18 protein-coding genes and 2 pseudogenes are annotated in these 19,577 nt (G+C 69.8%); 13 read left to right on the top strand and 7 right to left on the bottom strand.

Translation table 11 applies throughout. The annotated features are described in order from the left end of the window. The first annotated feature begins 43 nt into the window (after positions 1-43). Genes ACFJIT_RS09850 through ACFJIT_RS09810 form a run of 9 tightly spaced genes read left to right on the top strand, consistent with a single transcriptional unit; the run spans position 44 to position 10,436 of the window. Positions 44-721, top strand: coding sequence for a GspH/FimT family protein (locus ACFJIT_RS09850; protein WP_379653527.1), 678 nt, complete (start codon positions 44-46; stop codon positions 719-721). Further along, complete coding sequence (gene pilV, locus ACFJIT_RS09845) at positions 718-1,203, top strand: type IV pilus modification protein PilV (protein WP_379653526.1); 486 nt, start codon at positions 718-720, stop codon at positions 1,201-1,203. Before ACFJIT_RS09850 ends, pilV begins: the two co-directional genes overlap by 4 nt. Then, entirely contained in the window at positions 1,200-2,393 is a 1,194-nt protein-coding gene (locus ACFJIT_RS09840) for a PilW family protein (RefSeq protein ID WP_130519220.1), read from the top strand. Before pilV ends, ACFJIT_RS09840 begins: the two co-directional genes overlap by 4 nt. After that, positions 2,383-2,862 (top strand): PilX N-terminal domain-containing pilus assembly protein, encoded by a 480-nt coding sequence (locus ACFJIT_RS09835; protein ID WP_130519218.1) that lies wholly within the window; start codon positions 2,383-2,385, stop codon positions 2,860-2,862. The genes ACFJIT_RS09840 and ACFJIT_RS09835 overlap by 11 nt, the downstream gene beginning before the upstream one ends. Next, on the top strand, positions 2,859-6,179 hold the full coding sequence (locus ACFJIT_RS09830) for a hypothetical protein (protein WP_379653525.1): 3,321 nt from the start codon (positions 2,859-2,861) through the stop codon (positions 6,177-6,179). The genes ACFJIT_RS09835 and ACFJIT_RS09830 overlap by 4 nt, the downstream gene beginning before the upstream one ends. Beyond that, positions 6,118-7,575, top strand: coding sequence for a pilus assembly protein (locus ACFJIT_RS09825; protein ID WP_379653524.1), 1,458 nt, complete (start codon positions 6,118-6,120; stop codon positions 7,573-7,575). The genes ACFJIT_RS09830 and ACFJIT_RS09825 overlap by 62 nt, the downstream gene beginning before the upstream one ends. A gap of 24 nt (positions 7,576-7,599) precedes the next feature. Beyond that, positions 7,600-8,007: a type IV pilin protein gene (locus ACFJIT_RS09820; protein WP_379653523.1), complete on the top strand. Its 408-nt coding sequence runs from the start codon at positions 7,600-7,602 to the stop codon at positions 8,005-8,007. 45 nt (positions 8,008-8,052) lie between these two features. Beyond that, entirely contained in the window at positions 8,053-9,261 is a 1,209-nt protein-coding gene (gene ubiH, locus ACFJIT_RS09815) for a 2-octaprenyl-6-methoxyphenyl hydroxylase (RefSeq protein WP_379653522.1), read from the top strand. After that, positions 9,258-10,436 (top strand): UbiH/UbiF family hydroxylase, encoded by a 1,179-nt coding sequence (locus ACFJIT_RS09810; protein ID WP_379653521.1) that lies wholly within the window; start codon positions 9,258-9,260, stop codon positions 10,434-10,436. The genes ubiH and ACFJIT_RS09810 overlap by 4 nt, the downstream gene beginning before the upstream one ends. 479 nt (positions 10,437-10,915) lie before the next feature. Here ACFJIT_RS09810 and ACFJIT_RS09805 read toward each other — a convergent pair whose 3' ends face one another. From ACFJIT_RS09805 to ACFJIT_RS09780, 6 genes are all read right to left on the bottom strand, one after another. After that, positions 10,916-11,635 carry a hypothetical protein gene (locus ACFJIT_RS09805; RefSeq protein ID WP_130519209.1) on the bottom strand — a complete coding sequence of 240 codons (720 nt, stop codon included), beginning with the start codon at positions 11,633-11,635 and terminating at the stop codon, positions 10,916-10,918. 150 nt (positions 11,636-11,785) lie between these two features. Next, positions 11,786-12,838: a 23S rRNA (cytidine(2498)-2'-O)-methyltransferase RlmM gene (gene rlmM, locus ACFJIT_RS09800; RefSeq protein ID WP_379653520.1), complete on the bottom strand. Its 1,053-nt coding sequence runs from the start codon at positions 12,836-12,838 to the stop codon at positions 11,786-11,788. Between the two features lie 49 nt (positions 12,839-12,887). After that, a complete protein-coding gene (locus ACFJIT_RS09795; protein ID WP_379653519.1) occupies positions 12,888-13,397 on the bottom strand; it encodes a GNAT family N-acetyltransferase in 510 nt (169 codons plus the stop codon). 53 nt (positions 13,398-13,450) lie between these two features. After that, complete coding sequence (locus ACFJIT_RS09790; RefSeq protein WP_379653518.1) at positions 13,451-14,008, bottom strand: nucleoside deaminase; 558 nt, start codon at positions 14,006-14,008, stop codon at positions 13,451-13,453. Next, positions 14,008-14,451: a hypothetical protein gene (locus tag ACFJIT_RS09785; RefSeq protein ID WP_379653517.1), complete on the bottom strand. Its 444-nt coding sequence runs from the start codon at positions 14,449-14,451 to the stop codon at positions 14,008-14,010. Before ACFJIT_RS09785 ends, ACFJIT_RS09790 begins: the two co-directional genes overlap by 1 nt. After that, positions 14,451-16,229, bottom strand: coding sequence for a glutamine--tRNA ligase/YqeY domain fusion protein (locus tag ACFJIT_RS09780; protein WP_379653516.1), 1,779 nt, complete (start codon positions 16,227-16,229; stop codon positions 14,451-14,453). Before ACFJIT_RS09780 ends, ACFJIT_RS09785 begins: the two co-directional genes overlap by 1 nt. 427 nt (positions 16,230-16,656) lie before the next feature. Here ACFJIT_RS09780 and ACFJIT_RS09775 point away from each other — a divergent pair, with 427 nt between their 5' ends. The 3 genes from ACFJIT_RS09775 to ACFJIT_RS09765 all read left to right on the top strand — a co-directional run bounded on the left by ACFJIT_RS09775 (position 16,657) and on the right by ACFJIT_RS09765 (position 18,453). Further along, positions 16,657-16,923 carry a DUF2007 domain-containing protein gene (locus tag ACFJIT_RS09775; RefSeq protein WP_130519198.1) on the top strand — a complete coding sequence of 89 codons (267 nt, stop codon included), beginning with the start codon at positions 16,657-16,659 and terminating at the stop codon, positions 16,921-16,923. Positions 16,924-17,015: 92 nt separating this feature from the next. Continuing rightward, entirely contained in the window at positions 17,016-17,687 is a 672-nt protein-coding gene (gene msrA, locus ACFJIT_RS09770) for a peptide-methionine (S)-S-oxide reductase MsrA (protein ID WP_379653515.1), read from the top strand. A 124-nt stretch (positions 17,688-17,811) separates the two neighbouring features. Further along, the gene (locus tag ACFJIT_RS09765) at positions 17,812-18,453 is read left to right on the top strand and encodes a hypothetical protein (RefSeq protein WP_379653514.1); all 642 of its coding nucleotides are present in this window, start codon (positions 17,812-17,814) and stop codon (positions 18,451-18,453) included. A 30-nt stretch (positions 18,454-18,483) separates the two neighbouring features. Here ACFJIT_RS09765 and ACFJIT_RS09760 read toward each other — a convergent pair. Next, a pseudogene (locus ACFJIT_RS09760) lies at positions 18,484-18,705 on the bottom strand (glutamine amidotransferase); the annotation flags it as partial. Positions 18,706-18,707: 2 nt separating this feature from the next. Here ACFJIT_RS09760 and ACFJIT_RS09755 point away from each other — a divergent pair. Continuing rightward, positions 18,708-19,373 (top strand): annotated as a pseudogene (locus ACFJIT_RS09755) (IS3 family transposase); the annotation flags it as partial. Positions 19,374-19,577: the final 204 nt, after the last annotated feature.

Genomic DNA, 19,577 nt, shown 5'->3' with positions numbered 1-19,577 from the left:
CGCGCTCCTGCCTTTGCTTGCCCGCGCTGCGTGCCGGCGACACATGCCGCAAAAGACGGTCATCGGCCGCGGCCTGGCCGGGATTAGCGTGCGCCCGCGCTCGCCAAGCCGTGGAGGTGCCCGGCTCGTGCGCAGGGGGGGCATGCCGGTGGATGCTTGCGAACGGTTCGGAAGGGGGGCCAGGGCCTGGCGCGCCGGAGGATGGCGCGGCGGGAGCGCGGGCTTCACCCTGCTCGAGCTGATGGTCGTGGTGGTGGTGCTCGCCATCCTGGCGGCCATCGCCTTTCCCAGCTTCAAGTCGGTCATCCAGCAGACCCAGCTGACGACCCAGGCCAATTCGCTGGTGGCCGGGCTGGCCCTGGCCCGGTCCGAGGCCATTCGCACGATCCAGGCATCCGGGCTGTGTCCCAGCACCGACGGCAGCAGCTGCGCGGCCAGCTGGTCCGGCGGCTGGCTGGTGTGGGACGACACCAATGGCGACGGGGTCCTGAGCGCGGGCGAGCCGGTGGTGCGCTACGAGGCCGGCAACGACCGGCTGCAGCTGAGCGGGACCGGCGGGGCGGTGGTGAACTTCGATTCGCGCGGGCGCCGTGCCTCAGCCGTGGATCAGGTGCTGAGCCTGCAGCCGGTGGACTGCGCGAGCGGCGCGGCGGGACTGCGCCGCGACATCACCGTGGCCGCGACCGGCTCGGTGAAGGTGGTCTCGGGAGCCTGCTCGTGAAGGCTGTGACCTATCCGGTGAGTGCCCGCGCTCGAAACCAGGGCGGCTTCACCCTGCTGGAGGTCCTGATCGCCCTGCTGGTGCTGGCGGTCGGGCTGCTCGGCTTCGCGATGCTGCAGGTGGTCAACGTGCGCTACACCGAGAGCGCCAACTACCGCACCAAGGCCACGCAGCTGGCCGACACCTTGCTGGACCAGGTGCGCGCGGATCGCAAGTCCGTCGCGGCCTACGCCACCACGTATACCGGGACCGCCGACGCCAGCGCCTGCGCGCTGGCGACCGGCGCGATGACCGCGGCGACCTTCAAGACGCTCTGGCAATGCCAGCTGGGTCGCGCGCTCGGGGCCGATGCCTCGGCCACTGTCACCCAGACGCCCAGCGGCGATGCGACGACGCTGACGGTGTCGATCAGCTGGACCGACGATCGCGGCAACGCCGCCTCGACTGGCCAGCAGGTCTTCAGCACGAGCACGACGCTATGAGCCGCCTTCGCCGGACATCCCGCTCCAGGCAGGCGGGCCTGTCGCTGATCGAGCTGATGATCGCCCTGCTGATCGGCTTGCTGCTGCTGCTGGGCGTGGTGCAGGTCTTCTCGGCCTCCAGCAACGCCTATCGCCTGGCCAAGGCGCAGGCGCGCCTGCAGGAGGGCGGCCGCTTCGCCATGGACTACCTGAGCCGGGACCTGCGCATGGCCGGGCACATGGGCTGCAGCAGCGACACCATCCTGACCCGCGACGGATCCTCGCTGCTGACCACGCGCACCACCTTCGGCGCCGGCGCCGACGCCGCGCTGCAGTTCAACTTCGCCGTGCGCGGCTATGGGGCGAACGGGACCACGCCGGGGACCACGGTGACCCTGAGCAGCACCCCCACGGTGGGCGGCAGCTTCACCCCGGCGCTGCCAGCGCAGATCGCCGCCGCCTTGACCAACCGCGTCGCCGGCAGCGACATCCTGGTGCTGCGCTATCTGGAAGGGCAGGGCCTGCCCATCGCCACGGCGGTCAACGGCGCGACCCCCACGTTCGCCATCTCGCCCAGCGCCGCGGACTGGACGCTGTTCAAGGGCGGCATCGCAGCGCCAGGCCTGTTCGGCATCACCACCTGCGACAACGCCATCGTCTTCCAGGCCGCCGCCGTGTCTCCGGCGGCGAGCGTGTCGGTGGGAGCGACGGCGCTCAATGCCGGCCTGGCCAACGTCAACTTCAAGTTCCCGCAGGGGGCCGAGCTGTATCGCGCCGAGAGCGAGGTGTACTACGTCGGCCTCAACAGCCAGACCCAGCGTCCCTCGCTGTATCGGGTCCGCTTCACGGCCGCGCCGGGCGGCGCGCTGACCACCCAGTCCGAGGAACTGGTCGAAGGCGTGGAGAACATGCAGCTGCTCTACGGTCAGGATCAGGCCTCCGGCACCACGCCCAGCGGCGCGGTGACCCAACTGCTGACCTCGGCCCAGGTCGATGCCTCGATGGGCGATCCGGAGAAGGCCTGGCGCCGGGTGGTCAGTGTGCAGATCGGGCTGGTGATGGCCAGCCCGGAACCTGCGTCGGCCACCCAGGCCACGGCCGACAACCGCCTGACCACCCAGGGCGTCACCTTCATCACGCCGGACGATGCGCGCGCGCGCTCGGTCTACCAGTCCACCGTCACGTTGCGGAACCGCCTCTATGGAAACTGAGCGCAAGCTCCGTGCGCCGCGCACGCCGGGCCGGCAAGCCGGTGCGATCCTGTATGTCGCCCTGGTCATGCTGTTGCTGCTGGCCCTGCTGGGGCTGAGCGGCATGACGGTGGCCTCGATGCAGGAAAAGATGGCCTCCAACTACCGCCAGTCCGATCTGGCCTTCCAGAACGCCGAGGCGCAGGCCAGGCAGAAGGAGGCCGCGCTGAAGGCCTCGGCCCTCTCCGTGACCAAGGACAGCACGGCCTGCACCTTCGATGCCCTGGCGTGGTCGCGGACGCAGGGCGCCGCCAATGCGGTGTACGTGCGTCGCCTGGTCTGCGACGCCACCACAGGCACCTCGAGCAACCTGGGGGCCACGCTCGACGCAAGCTCGGTCGGCAGCGCCTACGAGATCACCTCGCTGGCCGTCGACACGCCCTCCAGCCCGGCCGCCACCGCGGTCGTCCAGACGATCTATATCCCATGACCTCCCCGGACCTGCCCGCCCGCGCTCCGCTGCGGCTGTTGCGCGCCGTGGCCGCGATCGCGCTGCTGCTGATGGTGTTCATGCCGCTGCTGGCGTCCACCAGCGACTTCGCCATGTCGCAGAGCCCGATGTATCTGGGCGACAGCGAGCCGCCGCTGATGATGATGGTGATGTCGCGCGACGAGCAGCTGTTCAACCGCGCCTACTCGGATTACACCGACCTGGATGGCGACGGGCGGATCGACACCACCTATACCGACACCTTCAGCTATTCCGGCTACTTCGATCCCAATCTCTGCTACGCCTACACCGGCTCGGTGTTCAAGGCGGCCGCCGCGGCCAGCGGGGCCAATGCGCACCAGTGTGCGGGGACCTGGTCGGGCAACTTCCTCAACTGGGCCACGATGAGCCGGCTGGACCTGCTGCGCTATGTGCTGTACGGCGGCAAGCGCAGCACCGACACGGTCGGCGGCAAGGGTGCCTACCAGACCATCCTCGAGCGGTCCTATGTGCCCAACGACCTGCATGCCTGGGTGAAGGTGTATTCGGGCAGCGACATCGGCCAGTACACGCCGTACACCTCCACCATGTCCTTCTGCAACGCCTCGCTGTCGGTCGGCGGGGCGCCGCTGATGCGCGCGGCCGCCGGCAGCTATACCGAATGGGCGGCCACCTCGAACAGCCAGTGCACGGTGGGCTCGACCACCGACGACCCGAGCAGCGTGAAGCAGGATTTCAGCGTCCGCGTGGACGTGTGCGACAACAGCGATGCCAGCCTGCGCGAATCGTTCTGCCGCAGCTACAGCGACGGCACCTACACCTACTACCGGCCTGCCGGGCTGCTGCAGCAGTACGGCGAGAGCGGCAAGCTGCGCTTCGGCCTGATCAGCGGTACCTACGACCAGCCGCGCGCCGGCGGCGTGCTGCGCCGGAACATCGGGCGCTTCGCCGGCAACGGTACCAGCGCCTGCGCCACCGGCGATGAGGTCAACACCCAGAACGGGCGCTTCTGCTACCTGATCAGCACCGCCGCCGGCGACGAGGGCATCGTCAAGGCGGTGGACAACTTCACGATCAGCTACAAGAACGGCGCCAGCACGGTCGGCTGGACCGGCTCGGTCTGGAACGACTGCGGCACCTACGGCATCCTCAACCGCAACGGCTATCCCGCCGGCGCCGGCAACGGCTATCTGAACGACCCGGGCAACAGTTCCGGCTACGCCTGCAGCGCCTGGGGCAATCCGCTGGCGGAGATGTACGGCGAGGCGCTCAAGTACATCGCCGGCGGCAGCAAGACCGCGGCCTTCGGCACCAACAGCAGCGCCGACAGCGCGCGCAGCATTCCGGTGGGGCTGACCTGGAAGGATCCCTACGGCGCGGCCTCCGGCAACGGGCTGGGCTATTCCTACTGTTCCAGCTGCAGCATCCTGGTGCTGTCCTCCGGCGTGCCTTCGTTCGACAGCGACGAGATCCCCACCGTCACCGGCAGGAGCAGCAGCCTCAGCCTGGATGCGGACTCGGCGACCAAGACCGTGGGCGATGACGAGGGCATCACCGGCGGCAGCTATTTCGCCGGCCGCATCACCAATACGCTGGCGGTGGGCGCGCCCGCGGACACCTATGCCGACTACTGCCAGTCGCAGACGGTGACCAGCCTGGGCAAGGTGCTGGGCCTGTGCCCGGATGCGCCTTCCACCGAAGGCAGCTACCGCATCGCCGGCCTGGCCTTCAAGGCGGCCACTACCGACCTGCGTCCGGACCTGGTGGGCAGCAACGGCAAGACCGCCAGCTACAAGAACGTGGTGCGCACCTACGCGGTGCAGATGGCCGAGAGCCTGCCCACCTTCAGGATTCCGGTCGGTGGCTCCTTCATCACCATCTCGCCGGTGTGCCAGGCCAACAACAATGGCTCGGCTACCGCGACCAGCAGCGGCTGGCGCACCTGCACGCTGGGCAACATCGGCGCCGGCAAGACCGCCTCACAGGTCTCGCCGCGCTATGTCTATGGTCGCGATCTGCAGTACGACGGCAGCGGCAATCTGGTCGCCGGCAGCTACAAGATCGTGTGGGAGGATTCGCTGTGGGGCAACGACCACGACAACGACGTGGTCACCATGCTCAGCTTCTGCGTGGGCAGCGCCTGCACCAGCACCGGTGGGGTCAACGATGCGACCTATACCGGCTACGACATCTGCTGGCGCTCGGATTCGGCCCTGTGCACCGGCAGCGGCGACAAGCCGGCGGTGGGTGGTGGCCAGATGATGCTGCGCGTCGAGCTGCTGTCGGCCTATGCGGGCAACGCGCTGCTCTCCGGCTTCACCGTGACCGGCTCCGGGGCCGACGGCACCTACCGCGATCTGCTGCGCCCGGGCAGCAACGATGGCTCCTACCTGACCGCCACCAGCGCGCAGTACGGCCGGTGGAGCCGGCCCAAGGTCTATCTGTTCACTACCGGCAGCGGCAATACCGGCGTGCTGCAGAACCCGCTGTGGTTCGCGGCCAAGTACGGCAACTTCACCGACCGCAACGGCAACGGCAAGCCCGACGCGGGCGAATGGGACAGCGCCACCAGCGGCACGCCGGATGGTTACTTCCTCGCGCGCGATCCGACCAAGCTCAAGACGCGCCTGCAGCAGATCTTCGATTCGGCCGCCAGCAGCGCGGTGGCGGTGTCCGGCAATTCGTCCAGCAGCAGCATCGACAGCAACGCGTTCTCGGTCTACGCCTCGTTCGCGGCGGGCAGCGACAACGACTGGACCGGCGATGTCATCGCCACCTCGCTGCAGACCAAGGCCCGGCTGTGGTCGGCGGCCAACAAGCTCGACGCCGTCGCCAGCCCGGACACCAGCCGCAACCTCTTCACCGCGATCGCGCCGACCCTGATCCGGGGCGATGGCAGCGTCAGCATGGCGGTCAAGACCGGCGCGCTGGTCTCGACCAACATCCCCGGCGGCTCGCGCACCGCGCAGATGGCGGCCCTGGGCCTGAACACCGGCGACAGCGATACCCAGGCCTGGCTCGGCAGCACCACGGTCGACAGCCTGCTGGCGTATCTGAAGGGGCAGAGCAACAGCACGCTGCGCACGCGTTCCTCGCGGCTGGGCGACATCGTCAATTCCGGCCCGGTGGTCTCGCTGCCGACCGACGACTACGGCTATGGCGCGGCCTGGGGCTCGACCACGGGCCTGACCGGCCTGGCCACCAGCTACAAGGCCTTCCTGACGCAGGAAGGCCGGCCGCACGCCGGCCGTTTACGTGGGGGCCAACGACGGCATGCTGCACGGCTTCGACGCCAGCACCGGCAACGGCGGCAATGAGCTGTTCGGCTTCGTGCCCTACAGCGCACGCCAGCATCTGGGCGAACTGGCCGACCCGGTGACCAGCATCACCAACGCCACCAGCGGCTTCCAGCATCGCTATTACGTGGACGGCCCGGTGTCGGTGGGCGATGCCTACTACGGCGGCGCCTGGCGCACCGTGGCGATCGGGTCGACCGGCGCGGGCGGTGCCAGCGAGACCAACGCCGGCACGCTGCCGCAGGGTTCGGTGTTCGCGCTGGACGTCACCGATCCCACGGCCGTGAGCGCGGCCAGCGTGCTGTGGGAGCTGTCCGGCCAGAACGATGCCAATCTGGGCCAGGTGCTGGGGTCTGCCGTGGTGGTGCCGGTCAGGACCAGCAGCGGCGTGCGCTTCGTGGCGATCTTCGGCAACTGCGCCAATTCGGTGAACGGCAACCCGGTGCTGTACGTGGTCGATGTCGGCACCGGCCAGGTGATCAGCAGGCTGGCCCCGACCGCGGGCGCGTACCTGGGCAAGAACGGCATCGTCAACGTGGCGGTGGCCGCGCTGGGCAACGGCCAGGGCCTGGCCGACACCGTCTATGCCGGCGACCTGCGCGGCAACGTGTGGAAGTTCGACCTCAGTGCCACCGATCCATCCGCCTGGTCGGTGGGCTTCGGCGGAAAACCGTTGTACAGCGCCGTCGACGCGCAGGGCAACGAGCAGCCGATCACCGGCCATCTGCTGCTGAAGGAGGCCGCCTCCGGCGCCGGCGGGGTCATGGTGTACTTCGGCACCGGCCGCTACTTCGTCAACGGCGATGCCTCCAGCGTCAGCGTGCAGAGCCTGTACGGCATCCAGGACAACCTGAGCACGCCGGTCGGCGGCCGCTCGGCGCTGGTCGGGCAGAGCGTCACCGCGACCAGCTCGCCCTCGTCCAACTACGCCGCGCGCGCGGTGTCGAGCAACCCGGTCAACTACGCCAACAGCCGCGGCTGGTATGTGGATCTGGAGGTCGGCTCGGATGCGCAGGGCGAGCGCTTCATCGGCACGCCTTATCTGCTCAGCGGCGTGGTGTATTTCGCCACCTATACGCCCACGGTGGGCAACAACTGCTCGGGCGGCGGCGAGAACTGGCTGTATGGGCTGGGCGTGCTGACCGGCGGCGGGGCGATGTCGGGACTGACCGACGCCAACGGCAACGCGATCTGCACCGCCAGCTGCGGCGCGGTCAGCGCCAGCGCGTCCTCCAACACCTCGGCCACGGCCACCTCGACCGCGCCGGTGCTGTCGCTGGGTTGGCTGCGCGGCGTGGAAAGCGCGGGCACGCAGCAGACCGGCCAGTGCACGGTCGCCGGCATCGCCAACGGCAGCGTCACCGGCCTGTACGGCAGCGTGCCGTGCGGGCGCCAGTCCTGGCGCCAGCTGAAATAGCAACGGAAGAGAGGCGCGAAGACGATGTCCAGCAGGCACGACAGCGTGCGCGGCTTCACCCTGGTGGAGCTGATGATCGTGGTGGCGGTGGTCGCCATCCTGGCGGCGATCGCCTATCCGTCCTATACGCGCTACGTGCTGCGCAGCTACCGGGCGCAGGCCAAGGCGGATCTGGCCGAGGATGCCGGCCTGGCCGAGCGCTTCCATACCGCCAACAACACCTATCTCGGCTTCGCCCTGCCGAACAATGCTTCGCCGCGCGAGGCCTCCAGCCCGCGCTACACCCTGGTGCTGTCCGGTCAGGGTGCCAGTACCTTCACGCTCACCGCCACGCCCACGCCGATCCAGGCGGCGGACAGCTGCGGCGCGCTGAGCATCAACCAGGCCAACGTCAAGACCGCCTCCGGCGATACCGTCGCCAACTGCTGGTAAACGGTTCACCACAAGGGCGGATGGGTCAGGTCGTATCATGGCGGCATGAGTGCACGACATGATGTGGTGATCGTCGGCGGCGGCCTGGTCGGGGCCAGTCTGGCGATCGCGCTGGACCGGCTGGGGCGCGATGTCGCCCTGATCGAGGCGACGCCGTCGGGGCAGATGCCGGCGGTGTTCGACGAGCGCAATCTCAGCTTCGCCGCGGCCACGGTCAATGCGCTGACGGCGCTGGGCGTGATGTCCCGGCTGCACGCGCCCACCGGCGCGATCCGGCGCATCCACGTCAGCCGCCGCGGCGATTTCGGCCGGGTGCTGCTGGAGGCGTCCGATTACGGGCGCGAGGCCTTCGGCCAGGTGGTGGTCGCGCGCGACTTCGGCCAGGCGCTGGAAGAGACGCTGGACGCCTGTTCGCATGTGACCCGCTACCGGCCGGCGCGCTTCGTCGCGCTGGCCGGCCTGGCCGACGGCCTGCGCCGGCTGCGTATCGCCACCGACACGGACGAGCAGGAGCTGCGCACGCCGCTGCTGGTCGGCGCCGATGGCAGCGCCAGCAGTGTGCGCGACGCGCTGGGCATCGAGGCGCAGCGTCACGATTACGGGCAGCGCCTGTTCGTGGCGCGCGTGCGCACCAGCCGCGCCCCGGACGGCAGCGCCTGGGAGCGGCTGACCGACGACGGCCCGACCGCGCTGCTGCCGCGCGGCGATCGCCATTACGGGCTGATCCATGCGGTGCGCGAAGACGACGCCGAGGCGGTGGCGGCGCTGGACGAGGCGGCATGGCTGGCGCGGGTGCAGGCGGTGTTCGGCTGGCGCGCCGGGCGCTTCATGGCCAGCGGGCCGCGCAGCGGCTATCCGATCGTGCGGGTGCTGGCCCAGCGCACCGTCGCGCCGCGCGCCGTGCTGCTGGGCAATGCCGCGCAGACCATCCATCCGCTCGGCGCGCAGGGCTTCAACCTGGGCCTGCGCGATGCGCTGACCCTGGCCGAGCTGATCGCCGCCGGCGACGACCCGGGCGAGGACGCGCTGCTGGCCGACTACACCGCGCGGCGCGGTCCGGACTGTGAGCGCACGCTGCGCTTCTCCGATGGCCTGGCGCGGCTGACCAGCAATGCGGCGCCGCTGCTGCGGCCGCTGCGCAGCGCCGGGCTATTGGCCATCGACCGGATGCCGAGCCTGCAGTCGATGCTGGTCGGCGGGGCGATGGGCTTCGCTGGCGACGTGCCGGCGCTGTGTCGGGAGGCGGCGCCATGAGTCGGCGCGCGCGCAGCGATGTGATCGTGGTTGGCGGCGGCGTGGTCGGCGCGGCCTGCGCGCTGGGCCTGGCCCAGCGCGGGCTGGAGGTGGTGCTGATCGAAGGCCAGGCGCCGGCCCCCTGGTCGGCGCAGGCGCCGGACCTGCGCGTCTACGCCTTCGCCCCGGACAACGCGGCCCTGCTGCAGCGCCTGGGCGTCTGGGACGCGGTGCGCCTCGCGCGTGCCCAGCCGTACCGCCGCATGCGCGTGTGGGATGCGGCTGGTGGCGGCGAGCTGATGTTCGACGCCGACCGCCTGGGCCGACGCGAGCTGGGCTGGCTGATCGAACACGGCCTGCTGGCCGATCGCCTGTGGGCCGCGCTGCCCGCGGCCGGCGTGCAGCTGCGCTGCCCGGCGCGGGTGGAGGCGATGGAACAGGACGCGGCCGGCGTGCGCCTGACCCTGGACGACGGCGCGCGGCTGGAGGCGCGGCTGGTGATCGCCGCCGACGGCGCGGCCTCCACGCTGCGCGAGCTGGCCGGACTGGGCACGCAGGGCCACGACTATCGCCAGCGCGGCGTGGTCGGCTACATCCGCACCGAACGCCCGCACGAGGACACCGCCTGGCAGCGCTTCCTGCCGACCGGGCCGCTGGCCGTGCTGCCCTGCACCCAGGGACGCAGTTCGATCGTGTGGACCTTGCCGCAGGCCGAGGCCGCGCGCGTGCTGGCGCTGGAGGAGGAGGCGTTCTCGCGCGAGCTCACCCAGGCCTTCGCCGGGCGCCTGGGCGAGATGGTCATAGACTCGCCGCGCGCAGCCTTCCCGCTGCGCCTGCAGCTGGCGCGCCAGTACGTGGAGGGCCGCCTGCTGCTGGTCGGCGACGCCGCGCACGCGGTGCATCCGCTGGCCGGGCAGGGCGTCAACCTGGGACTGCGCGACGTGGCCGGCTTGCTGGACAACGTGGCCCAGGCCCAGGCGCGGCAGGCGCCGTGGGACGGCGCGCACCGGCTGCAGCGCTGGGCGCGCACGCGCCTGAGCGAGAACGCCGTGGCCGCCTACACCTTCGACGGCATCAACCGCCTGTTCTCCACCGACGAGCTGCATACCACCCTGGCGCGCGGCCCGCTGCTCGGTCTGGCCGGCAGGCTGCCGCCGCTGACCGACCTGCTGTGGCGCCGCGCGGCGGGGCTCTGACGCGGCGCTGCTGTTGGTAGAGCGGAGCTTGCTCCGCTGTTCTTCGGCCAGGTCGCTTGGAGAGCCTCAGCGGAGCGAGCTCCGCTCTACAGGCATCCCTTCACCCCGCCCTCGGCGGTGGGGGCGATGGCCTTGGCGCCGAGACTGTTGAGCGCGTTGCGGGGCGCGGCGGGGCTCTGACGCGGCGCTGCTGTTGGTAGAGCGGAGCTTGCTCCGCTGTTCTTCGGCCAGGTCGCTTGGAGAGCCTCAGCGGAGCGAACTCCGCTCTACAGGCAGTTCCTTCAACCCGCCCTCGGCGGTGGGGGCGATGGCCTTGGCGCCGAGACTGTTGAGCGCGTTGCGGGGCGCGGCGGGGCTCTGACGCGGCGTTGCTGTTGGTAGAGCGGAGCTTGCTCCGCTGTTCTTCGGCCAGGTCGCTTGGAGAGCCTCAGCGGAGCGAGCTCCGCTCTACAGGCGTTGGCATTTGCCGTCCGGTGTAATTACGGCAGGAAGGGGAACACCAGCTTCAGCAGTCCCTTCAGCCCGCCCTCGGCGGTGGAGGCGATGGCCTTGGCGCCCAGGCTGTTGAGCGCGTTGCGGGCGTCGACCCAGCGCAGCTTGGTGACGTCCTTCTGCAGCAGGTCGGCCACCTCGGCCGCGGTCGGCTGCAGCTTCTTCAGCTCGCGCGTGATCGCGGCCGGATCCGGCTGCAGATAGCCCCACTTCTCGGCGATCTTCAGCAGCGTGTCGAAGCGCACCGCGACCACCTCGCGGTTGCGCTCGTACACCGGCAGCGCGCCGACCTCGAGAATGGCCTGTTCGAACTGCTGCGCATCGTCGGGATGCTCGACGCGGATGGCGAGGAAGCCCTCCTTCTTGGCGCGCTCACTGACGTGCTTGGCGCCCGAGCGCAGGTTGTCCTCGGTCAGCACCGTGGCCACGATCCGCTGCAGGGCCGCGTCGGGTTCTTCCGGCACCAGCGCCCGCCAGCGCGCATAGCCGTCGCGGCGCAGGCTCTTGACCCGCGTGGCGGTGATGCGAAGCTGCAGCGCGGCGGCGGCGTTGGAACTGTCGCGCGGGATCGCGCCATCGCGCTCGAGCAGCACGAAGGTCAGCAGCTCCAGGTCGCGCTTGTTCAGCGAGCCGAAGCCCTGCATCAGCGACAGGCGCAGGAACTCCTCGGCGAACCCGGCCGGGTCCTTGAGCTGGATCGGTTGCATGGCGCGGCCCTCCCTTTGACGGAGGTCAGCATCGCATGGGGCGATTGCAGCGGCTGAGACCGTCAGGGCTGGCGATCACGGGTTGAGCGAAGTGGGCAATGCGTCAAGCCACGCGCCCAAGCGTCGTCGCCTACCGCTACCGCGCGGTGCTCATTTCTCGCCCTTGGAGGCGAACACCGTGATCTCCTCACGGTCGTGATACAGCTGCTTGGCGCGCAGGGTGCGCAGGCCGCCGGATTGCGTGCGTAGGATCTCCAGGCACAGCACCGTCTCGTCCCAGCGCTTCTTCATCGGCAGCTTGAGGTTGAACACGCTGTGCCGGCACCAGCCCTCGCGCAGCCAGGTGGCCATGCGCTCGGCCACGCGGCGCGGCTGCTCGACCATGTCGCAGACCATCCAGTCCAGCGGCTGGGCGGGCTTCCAGTGGAAGCCGTCGGCGCGCAGGTGGGTGACCAGGCCGGTGTCGAGCACGTGCTGGCGCAGCGGGCCGTTGTCGATGCTGGTGACCTGCAGCTGCTGGCGGGTCAGCACCCAGGTCCATCCGCCGGGGGCGGCGCCCAGGTCGGCCGCGCGCATGCCGGCGCGCAGCAGCGCGGCGCGCTCGTCGGCATCGAGCAGGGCCAGGAAGGCTTCCTCCAGCTTCAGCGCCGAGCGCGACGGCGCCTCGGGCAGCAGGCGCAGGCGCGGGATGCCCAGCGGCCAGGGCGCGGCGTCGCCGGGCCGGGCCAGGCCCAGCAGCGCGTGATCGCCGGCGACGAACAGCACGTGCAGGCGCGGCAGCCGCGGGTCTTCCTTCGGTGTCAGCAGGCCGGCCTTGCGCAGCGCCGGACGCAGCGCATTGCCGAAGCTGCGCGCCAGCCCGGCCAGCGGCTTGGCCGTGTCCGAATCCGGGTGCTCCACCCACACATCGCCGAACCGGGGCAGGCCGTCCAGCGCGGCCAGCATCGGCGCGATGCGGTCGGCCGGGTCCAGCCCGCGCAGCTCGGCGATCAGCGCCAGCTTCTGGCGCGCGAACACCAGCGTGCGCCAGGGCAGGGCCTCGGCCAGCTCCGCGTCCTGGCAGGCGAAGACCGCATAACCATCGTTGCGCTGGGTGCGGGCGTAGCCGGCCAGCCCGGCTTCACCCGCACGCTGGGTCAGCTCGGCCGCCAGCTCCGGCTCGAAGCCCTGGCGGCAGTAGCACAGCAGGCCAATGGTCTTCATGCCTGCCTCCGGCGTGCGCGCGGCTGCGAGCCGGCCGTTGCGTGGCCGCTCATGGGCCCGGCGCCTGCAGCGCCAGCCGCATCAGGAGCTGGTCCTCATCCGCGCCGTCCCGGCGCACGGCGCACGGTTCGATCCCGTAGACAGCGAAGCCGGCCTGCTCGTACAGGCGGCGGGCCGGCAGATTACCGGCGACCACGGTCAGCAGCAGCGCCTCGATGCCGCTGTCGCGCGCCTGCGCGATCAGGTGCGAGAGCAGGCGGCCGGCGATGCCCTGGCGGCGATGCGACGCGCGCACCACCACGCTGCGGACCTCGGCGACGTGGCGCCGCGCCCGCCGCGAGAAACGCACGCTGCGCATGAAGCCCACCAGCCGCTCGCCCTCGAAGGCGCCGGCATAGCGGATATCGGCATCGGCCAGCTCGGCCTCGAACTGCACCACCGGCGTGGCCTCGATCTCGGCGGCCGTCGACAGGAAGGCCTCGGGCGTTTCCTGCAGCCCGGCCACGCGGCACGCCTTCAGCGCTGACGCATCGGCCACCGTCAGGGGGCGGATCGTCACGGCCGAGGGCGCGCGGGTGGCGGCTGCGTTCGCAGGCATCGAAGCGATGGTCTTCAGTACTGCGGGCCGTGCTGGCCGTAGTGCGCCAGCACCGCGCGGGCGTCGTCGCGGTGCAGGTCGCGCACGACCTCGATGCCGCGCCTGCCCAACTCGCCGACCCAGTCGGCCGGCAGCGGGCCTTCGTCGAAATCGGTCAGCGATTCGACATCCTCGGCGCGCGCGCCGATCAGCAGCCGGTCGATGCCGGCCCACACCGTGGCGCCGAAGCACTGGCAGCAGGGCTGGGCCGAGGTGGCCAGCGCGACCGGGCCGGACAGCACCGCGTTGAGGCGGAAGCTCTGCGTGCGCTGCTGGGCCAGCATGTAGGCCATGTTCTCGGCATGGGCCAGCGAGGTGTTGTGCGGCACCACGCGGTTGACGCCGGCCGCGACGATGCGGTCGCCGTCGAATACCACCGCGCCGAACGGGCCGCCGCTGGCGTGCTCGACGTTCAGCCGCGACAGGGTGATGGCCAGCGCCACCTTGTCGGCATCGCTGGCGTAGGCGCGCCCCAGGTCCACGGCGGCGTGGACCCAGGCGGGCAGGGTGAGATGGACCTGGGCGTAAAGCATCAGCGGATCTGCAGCGGTGCGGGGGAAGGAGAATTCAGGCTGCCGGCGCCGTCGCCCGCCGGCTGGCAGGTGCCGGCCTGGCACTGGCAGGCGCTGATCGGGCGGAAGCCGCAGATGCCCATGCGGCCGCTGGCCTGGCACTGCGCCTGGACCGCGGCCGGGTCGGTGGGGCTATCCACATTGACGCAGGCCGGCAGTTCGCCGCAGCAGCTGCCGATGTTCTTGACCACGCACTGCGCGTCGCTGGTGCACTGGGTCTGGACCTTGGCCGGCGTGCTGGGGGGGCGCGAAGGCGCGGGCGTGGCGTTCGAGCCGGTCTGCGTGCTGGGAGCCGGGGCCGGGGCGGGGTTGGCTGGCACGGCCTGGGTATTGGCCGGCGCGGCGCAGCCGGCCAGCAGCACGGCGGCCAACAGCGGGGCGAGCAGGGCGCGCCAGGCGCGCATCACGCCTGCGCCGCCCAGGTGTCGCGCAGGGTCACGCTGCGGTTGAACACCGGCTTGTCCGCGGTGTGGTCGCGGCGGTCGGCGACGAAGTAGCCGGTGCGCTCGAACTGGAACGACTGCTCCGGCGCGGCCTGGGCCGCGGCCGGCTCGACGAAGCCGGCGACCACGCGCTTGGACTCGGGGTTGAGGTAGTCGCGGTAGGTCTTGCCCTCGCTCTCATCGTCCGGCTTGGCCACCGAGAACAGGCGATCGAACAGCCGGATCTCCGCCGCCACGCCCGCCTTGGCATCGACCCAGTGGATCGTGCCCTTGATCTTGCGGTTGGCGCCTTCCATGCCCGGGCGCGACTCGGGATCGAGCGTGCCGTGCAGCGCGACGATCCGGCCCTCGCCGTCCTTGATGACCTCTTCGCACTTGATGATGCCGGCACCGCGCAGGCGCACTTCGCCGCCGGGCACCAGGCGCTTCCAGCCCTTGGGCGGCACCTCGGCGAAATCCTCGCGCTCGATCCACAGCTCGCGCGAGAACGGCACCTGGCGCGTACCGGCCGCCTCGTCCTTGGGGTGGTTGGCGAAGGTCAGCGACTCGGCGTGGTCCTCGGGCAGGTTGGTCAGCACCAGCTTGAGCGGGTCGATCACCGCCATGCGCCGCGGCGCGCTGGCGTCCAGGTCGTCGCGCAGGCAGCCTTCCAGCACCGAGAAATCGATCACCGAGTTCTGCTTGGAGATGCCGACCCGATCGACGAGCAGGCGCAGGCTCGCCGGGGTGTAGCCGCGGCGGCGCAGGCCCTGCAGCGTGTACATGCGCGGATCGTCCCAGCCTTCGACCAGGCCCTCGGTGACCAGCGTGGTCAGCTTGCGCTTGCTCATCACCGTGTAGTTGATGTTCAGACGCGAGAACTCGATCTGGCGCGGCTTGTCGGCCTCGTTGGGGAAGCCCTTGTCCAGCAGCGGCTGCAGCAGCTCGGGGTGGCCGACCAGGTCGACCTTCTCCACGCACCAGTCGTACAGCGGGCGATGGTCCTCGAACTCCAGCGTGCACAGCGAATGGGTGATGCCTTCCACCGCATCGCTCAGTGAATGGGCGAAGTCGTACATGGGGTAGATCGGCCAGGCGTTGCCGGTGTTCTGGTGCTCGACATGCTTGATCCGGTACAGCGCCGGATCGCGCAGGTTGATGTTGCCGCTGGCCATGTCGATCTTGGCGCGCAGCGTGCGCGCGCCGTCGGGGAACTCGCCGGCGCGCATGCGCCGCAGCAGGTCCAGGTTCTCCTCCACGCTGCGCTCGCGCCAGGGCGAGTCGCGGCCCGGCTCGGTCAGCGTGCCGCGGTACTCGCGCACCTGTTCGGCGCTGAGGTCGCACACGAAGGCGTCGCCCTGCTTGACCAGCTTCTCGGCGGCCAGGTAGAGCACGTCGAAGTAGTCCGAGGCATGGCGCAGGTTGGCCCAGTCGAAGCCCAGCCAGCGCACGTCGTCCTGGATGGCGGCGACGAACTCGGGGTCTTCCTTGGCCGGATTGGTGTCGTCCAGGCGCAGGTTGCACACCCCGCCGAACTCGGCCGCCACGCCGAAGTCCAGGCAGATCGCCTTGGCGTGGCCGATGTGCAGATAGCCGTTGGGCTCGGGCGGGAAGCGCGTGCGCACGCCCTGGTGGCGGCCCTGGGCCAGGTCCTCGCGCACGATCTGGCGGATGAAATCGCGCTTCTCCGCCGGCGCCTGGGCGTCGGGGGCGCGGGTTTCGGGCGCGGAATCGGCGGAAGCGGCAGGCGTATCGGACATGGGCAGCGGCAAGACGAGATCTAAACGCCAAGTCTAGCCCAAGCGGCCGCGGGCCCTCCGCCCGAAGTCTCGCGCTGGGCGCGCTGTGGGCGCCGCAGTCGCAGCTTTGTTCGAGCCCTGCGGGAGCTTGGTGGAGGCTCGGTGCCCGCTCGGTGGGAGCCGCCATGGCGGCGATGAGGCTCTACCCAAAAGGCTTGGGGACGCTCGGTAAGCCCCCATCGCCGCCATGGCGGCTCCTACCTCCTACCTGTAGAGCGGAGCTTGCTCCGCTGCTCTTCCTTCGGTTCGTGGGGACGGCCCCAGCGGAGCAAGCTCCGCTCTACAGGCGGGCCGCTGCGAGATTTGAGGAGACAGAGCGGCACATCGACAGGCTGCCCGCCACGCCGGGCGTATGCTCGCGGCCAATCCCGCCCTGCTGGAGGTCCGCATGCAAGTGGCCTATCGCGCCGACAACCTGTTCGATGCCCATCTGGCGCGGCATGCGCTGGAAGACGCGGGCATTCCGGCCTTCGTGTTCGGCGAGTCGCTGCTGGGCGCCGGCGGCGAGCTGCCGCTGTTCGGCGTGCTGCGCGTGTGCGTGCCCGACGTAGCCCTGCCGCAGGCCCGCGATGCGCTGCAGGCAGCGGGCTTGCTCGACCCCCCGTCCGACCCCATCTGTGGGGATCTGGACGCTCCCGACCTGCTGCCGGCCTAGCGCCGGCCATCCGCGCGGCGTCCAGGCGCCCCCGGAGCGCGAAGACAGGCCCCGCGCCGCCCGCCATCCATATCGTCGCAAGGAGGTTTCCCATGCTCGAGTCCCTCACCAGCCGCCTCGGCATCGGCGCGTTCAAGCAGCGCCTGCCGCGCGCGGAAGAAGCCCTGCCGGGCCGTCAGACGCCGCTGCCGCTGCGCAATGTGCATTTCGTCAACGGCCAGCCGCTCCAGGGCGAGTTCCCGAGCATGGAGACGATCGGCTTCGGCATGGGCTGCTTCTGGGGCGCCGAACGCAAGTTCTGGCAGCTGCCGGGCGTGGTCACCACGGCGGTGGGCTACCAGGGCGGCTTCACCCCCAACCCGACCTACGAGGAAAGCTGCACCGGCATGACCGGCCACGCCGAGGTGGTGCGGGTGGTGTTCGACCCGGCCAAGGTGTCGCTGGACGAGGTGCTGCGCACCTTCTGGGAAAACCACGATCCCACCCAGGGCATGCGCCAGGGCAACGACCGCGGCACCGAGTACCGCTCGGCGATCTACTGCGAAACCCAGGCCCAGTACGACGCCGCGCTGGCCAGCCGCGATGCCTATCAGCAACGCCTGGGCGAGGCCGGCTACGGCCAGATCACCACCGAGATCGTCTACCCGGCGCCGCCGTTCTACTACGCCGAGGACTACCACCAGCAGTACCTGGCCAAGAACCCGGCCGGCTATTGCGGCCTGGGCGGCACCGGCGTGAGCTGCCCGATCGGCCTGGAGGCCTGATCGGTCCACTGGCCGGATCGCGTGCGCGTCATCGGCCGCCCATGCCGGTGACGCGGCTCAACCGGGGCTGACCTGCGCCGCCTCGAGGCGGCGTTGGTGTCATCGAGCCCTCGAGTTCTCCGTCATGACCACGCGCCGCCCGTACCGCCACCTTGGCTTCTTCTTCCTGGGCTTGCTGGCACTGGTCCTGGCCGGCTTCACGCCGCGTATCCCGGACACGCCGTTCTTCGGCTATCTCAGTCGCGCGCCGGACTTCGCGGGCGTGCCGGCCGCGGTCCACTTCCACGCGCTCGTCTGCGTCGCGTGGTTTGCGCTGCTGATCGTGCAGCCCTTCCTGATCGAGGCGGGCAGGCCGCGCCTGCACCGTTGGCTGGGCTGGGGTTCCATCGTGCTGGTGGCGCTGTTCGCGGTCAGCGTCGGATGGTTGCAGTGGCGACGGTTTTCACCGGGCCTCCTGTTCGATCCGGCGTTCTTCGTGGCGTTCTACGCGCTCGCGCTGCTGTACCGGCGCCGCTTCTTCCGGCACGTCGCCTTCGTGGTCGCTGCCGCGCTGATGGTGGCCCAGCCTGGTCTGGCGCGGCTGGGGATCCACCTGGCCGGCGGCTTCGCGGGCGTGATCTATACGATGATCGCGCTGTATCTGGCGATCATCGTTTTCTGGCTGCATGCCCGCTTCGCCTATGGGCGGCCGTTGCTGCGCAGCCCGTTTCTCGTGGTCCTGGCGATGTTCATGCTGGACCACGCGCTGACCTTCGCGGTCGGCTGAGTTGGTGCCGCGCTTGGCCCGCCGAGCAGGTCAGCCAGCGAACTCCGCGGCGAACATCGCCTCCACGCCGGCGATGTCCTCCTCGCGCTCGGGATGCAGCAGGCGCAGGCAGGCCGTGGCGAAGCCGACCGGGCTGGTGCCCGGCGCGGTGACCACGCCGTCGGCGCTGACCACCTTCTCCTCGCGGTAATGCGCCTGCCCGGCGTAGGCCAGCGCCAGGGTGGCCCCGCAGATGGCCGCGACCGGGCGCTGGGCGGAAGATCACCGTTGATCTGCGCGACTTGGGTGAATCGTGCGGCAAGCATCGGAGGGCACGATTGATGCGGCAGGAAGGCCTGCGGGCTCAGGTGGGCTATCACCCCCGGCCGAGCATGCGCGCAGGGAAGCCGGCTATCGTCGCCAACAATGAGCTGGCGCGTCAGTTCGATCCTGGCATTGCAAATCAGGCATGGGTGACCGAAATCACCTACATCCGAACGCAGGAAGGCTGGCTGTACCTGGCCGTGGTGCTGGATCTTTTCTCAAGGAAGATCGTCGGTTGGGCGATGCAATCAACGATGCACACCGACGTGGTGCTGCAAGCCTTGATGATGGCCGTATGGCGACGTAAGCCGCCTGCGGGGCTGCTGGTGCACTCGGATCAAAGCACGCAATTCACTGGGCACCACTGGCAAGATTTCCTGAAAGCACATGACCTGGCCAGCAGCATGAGCCGGCGCGGCAACTGCTACGACAACGCGGTCGCCGAGAGCTTCTTTCAGCTCCTCAAACGCGAGCGCATCAAGCGCAGGATTTAAGTGACTCGTGAGGAAGCAAAGTCCGACGTCTTCAACTACATCGAGATGTTCTACAACACCAGACAGCATGGACACAACAACGGGCTGTCTCGGGTAGAGTTCGAAAAGCAAAGATCAAAATGAGGCTTCGGGAGTGTCTACAGAAGAAGCCGGGGCGATTCACCACAAGCGCGGATCGCCTTATTCGAGTTCTGGAGCAAGACGTGTCAAATAGATCCGTAACTAGCTTCGCTACGGCACGGCCTATTGGCCTTTTTTTAGTAGCGTGGCCAGAGCCATCGCAACTAAAGCTAGCGAAAGAATCGCGCCAATAATCCCGCCAAAAGT

The organism is Pseudoxanthomonas sp. UC19_8 (assembly GCF_042700505.1).
Lineage (GTDB): Bacteria > Pseudomonadota > Gammaproteobacteria > Xanthomonadales > Xanthomonadaceae > Pseudoxanthomonas_A > Pseudoxanthomonas_A winnipegensis.
This window is presented reverse-complemented; position numbering and strand designations above follow the sequence as displayed.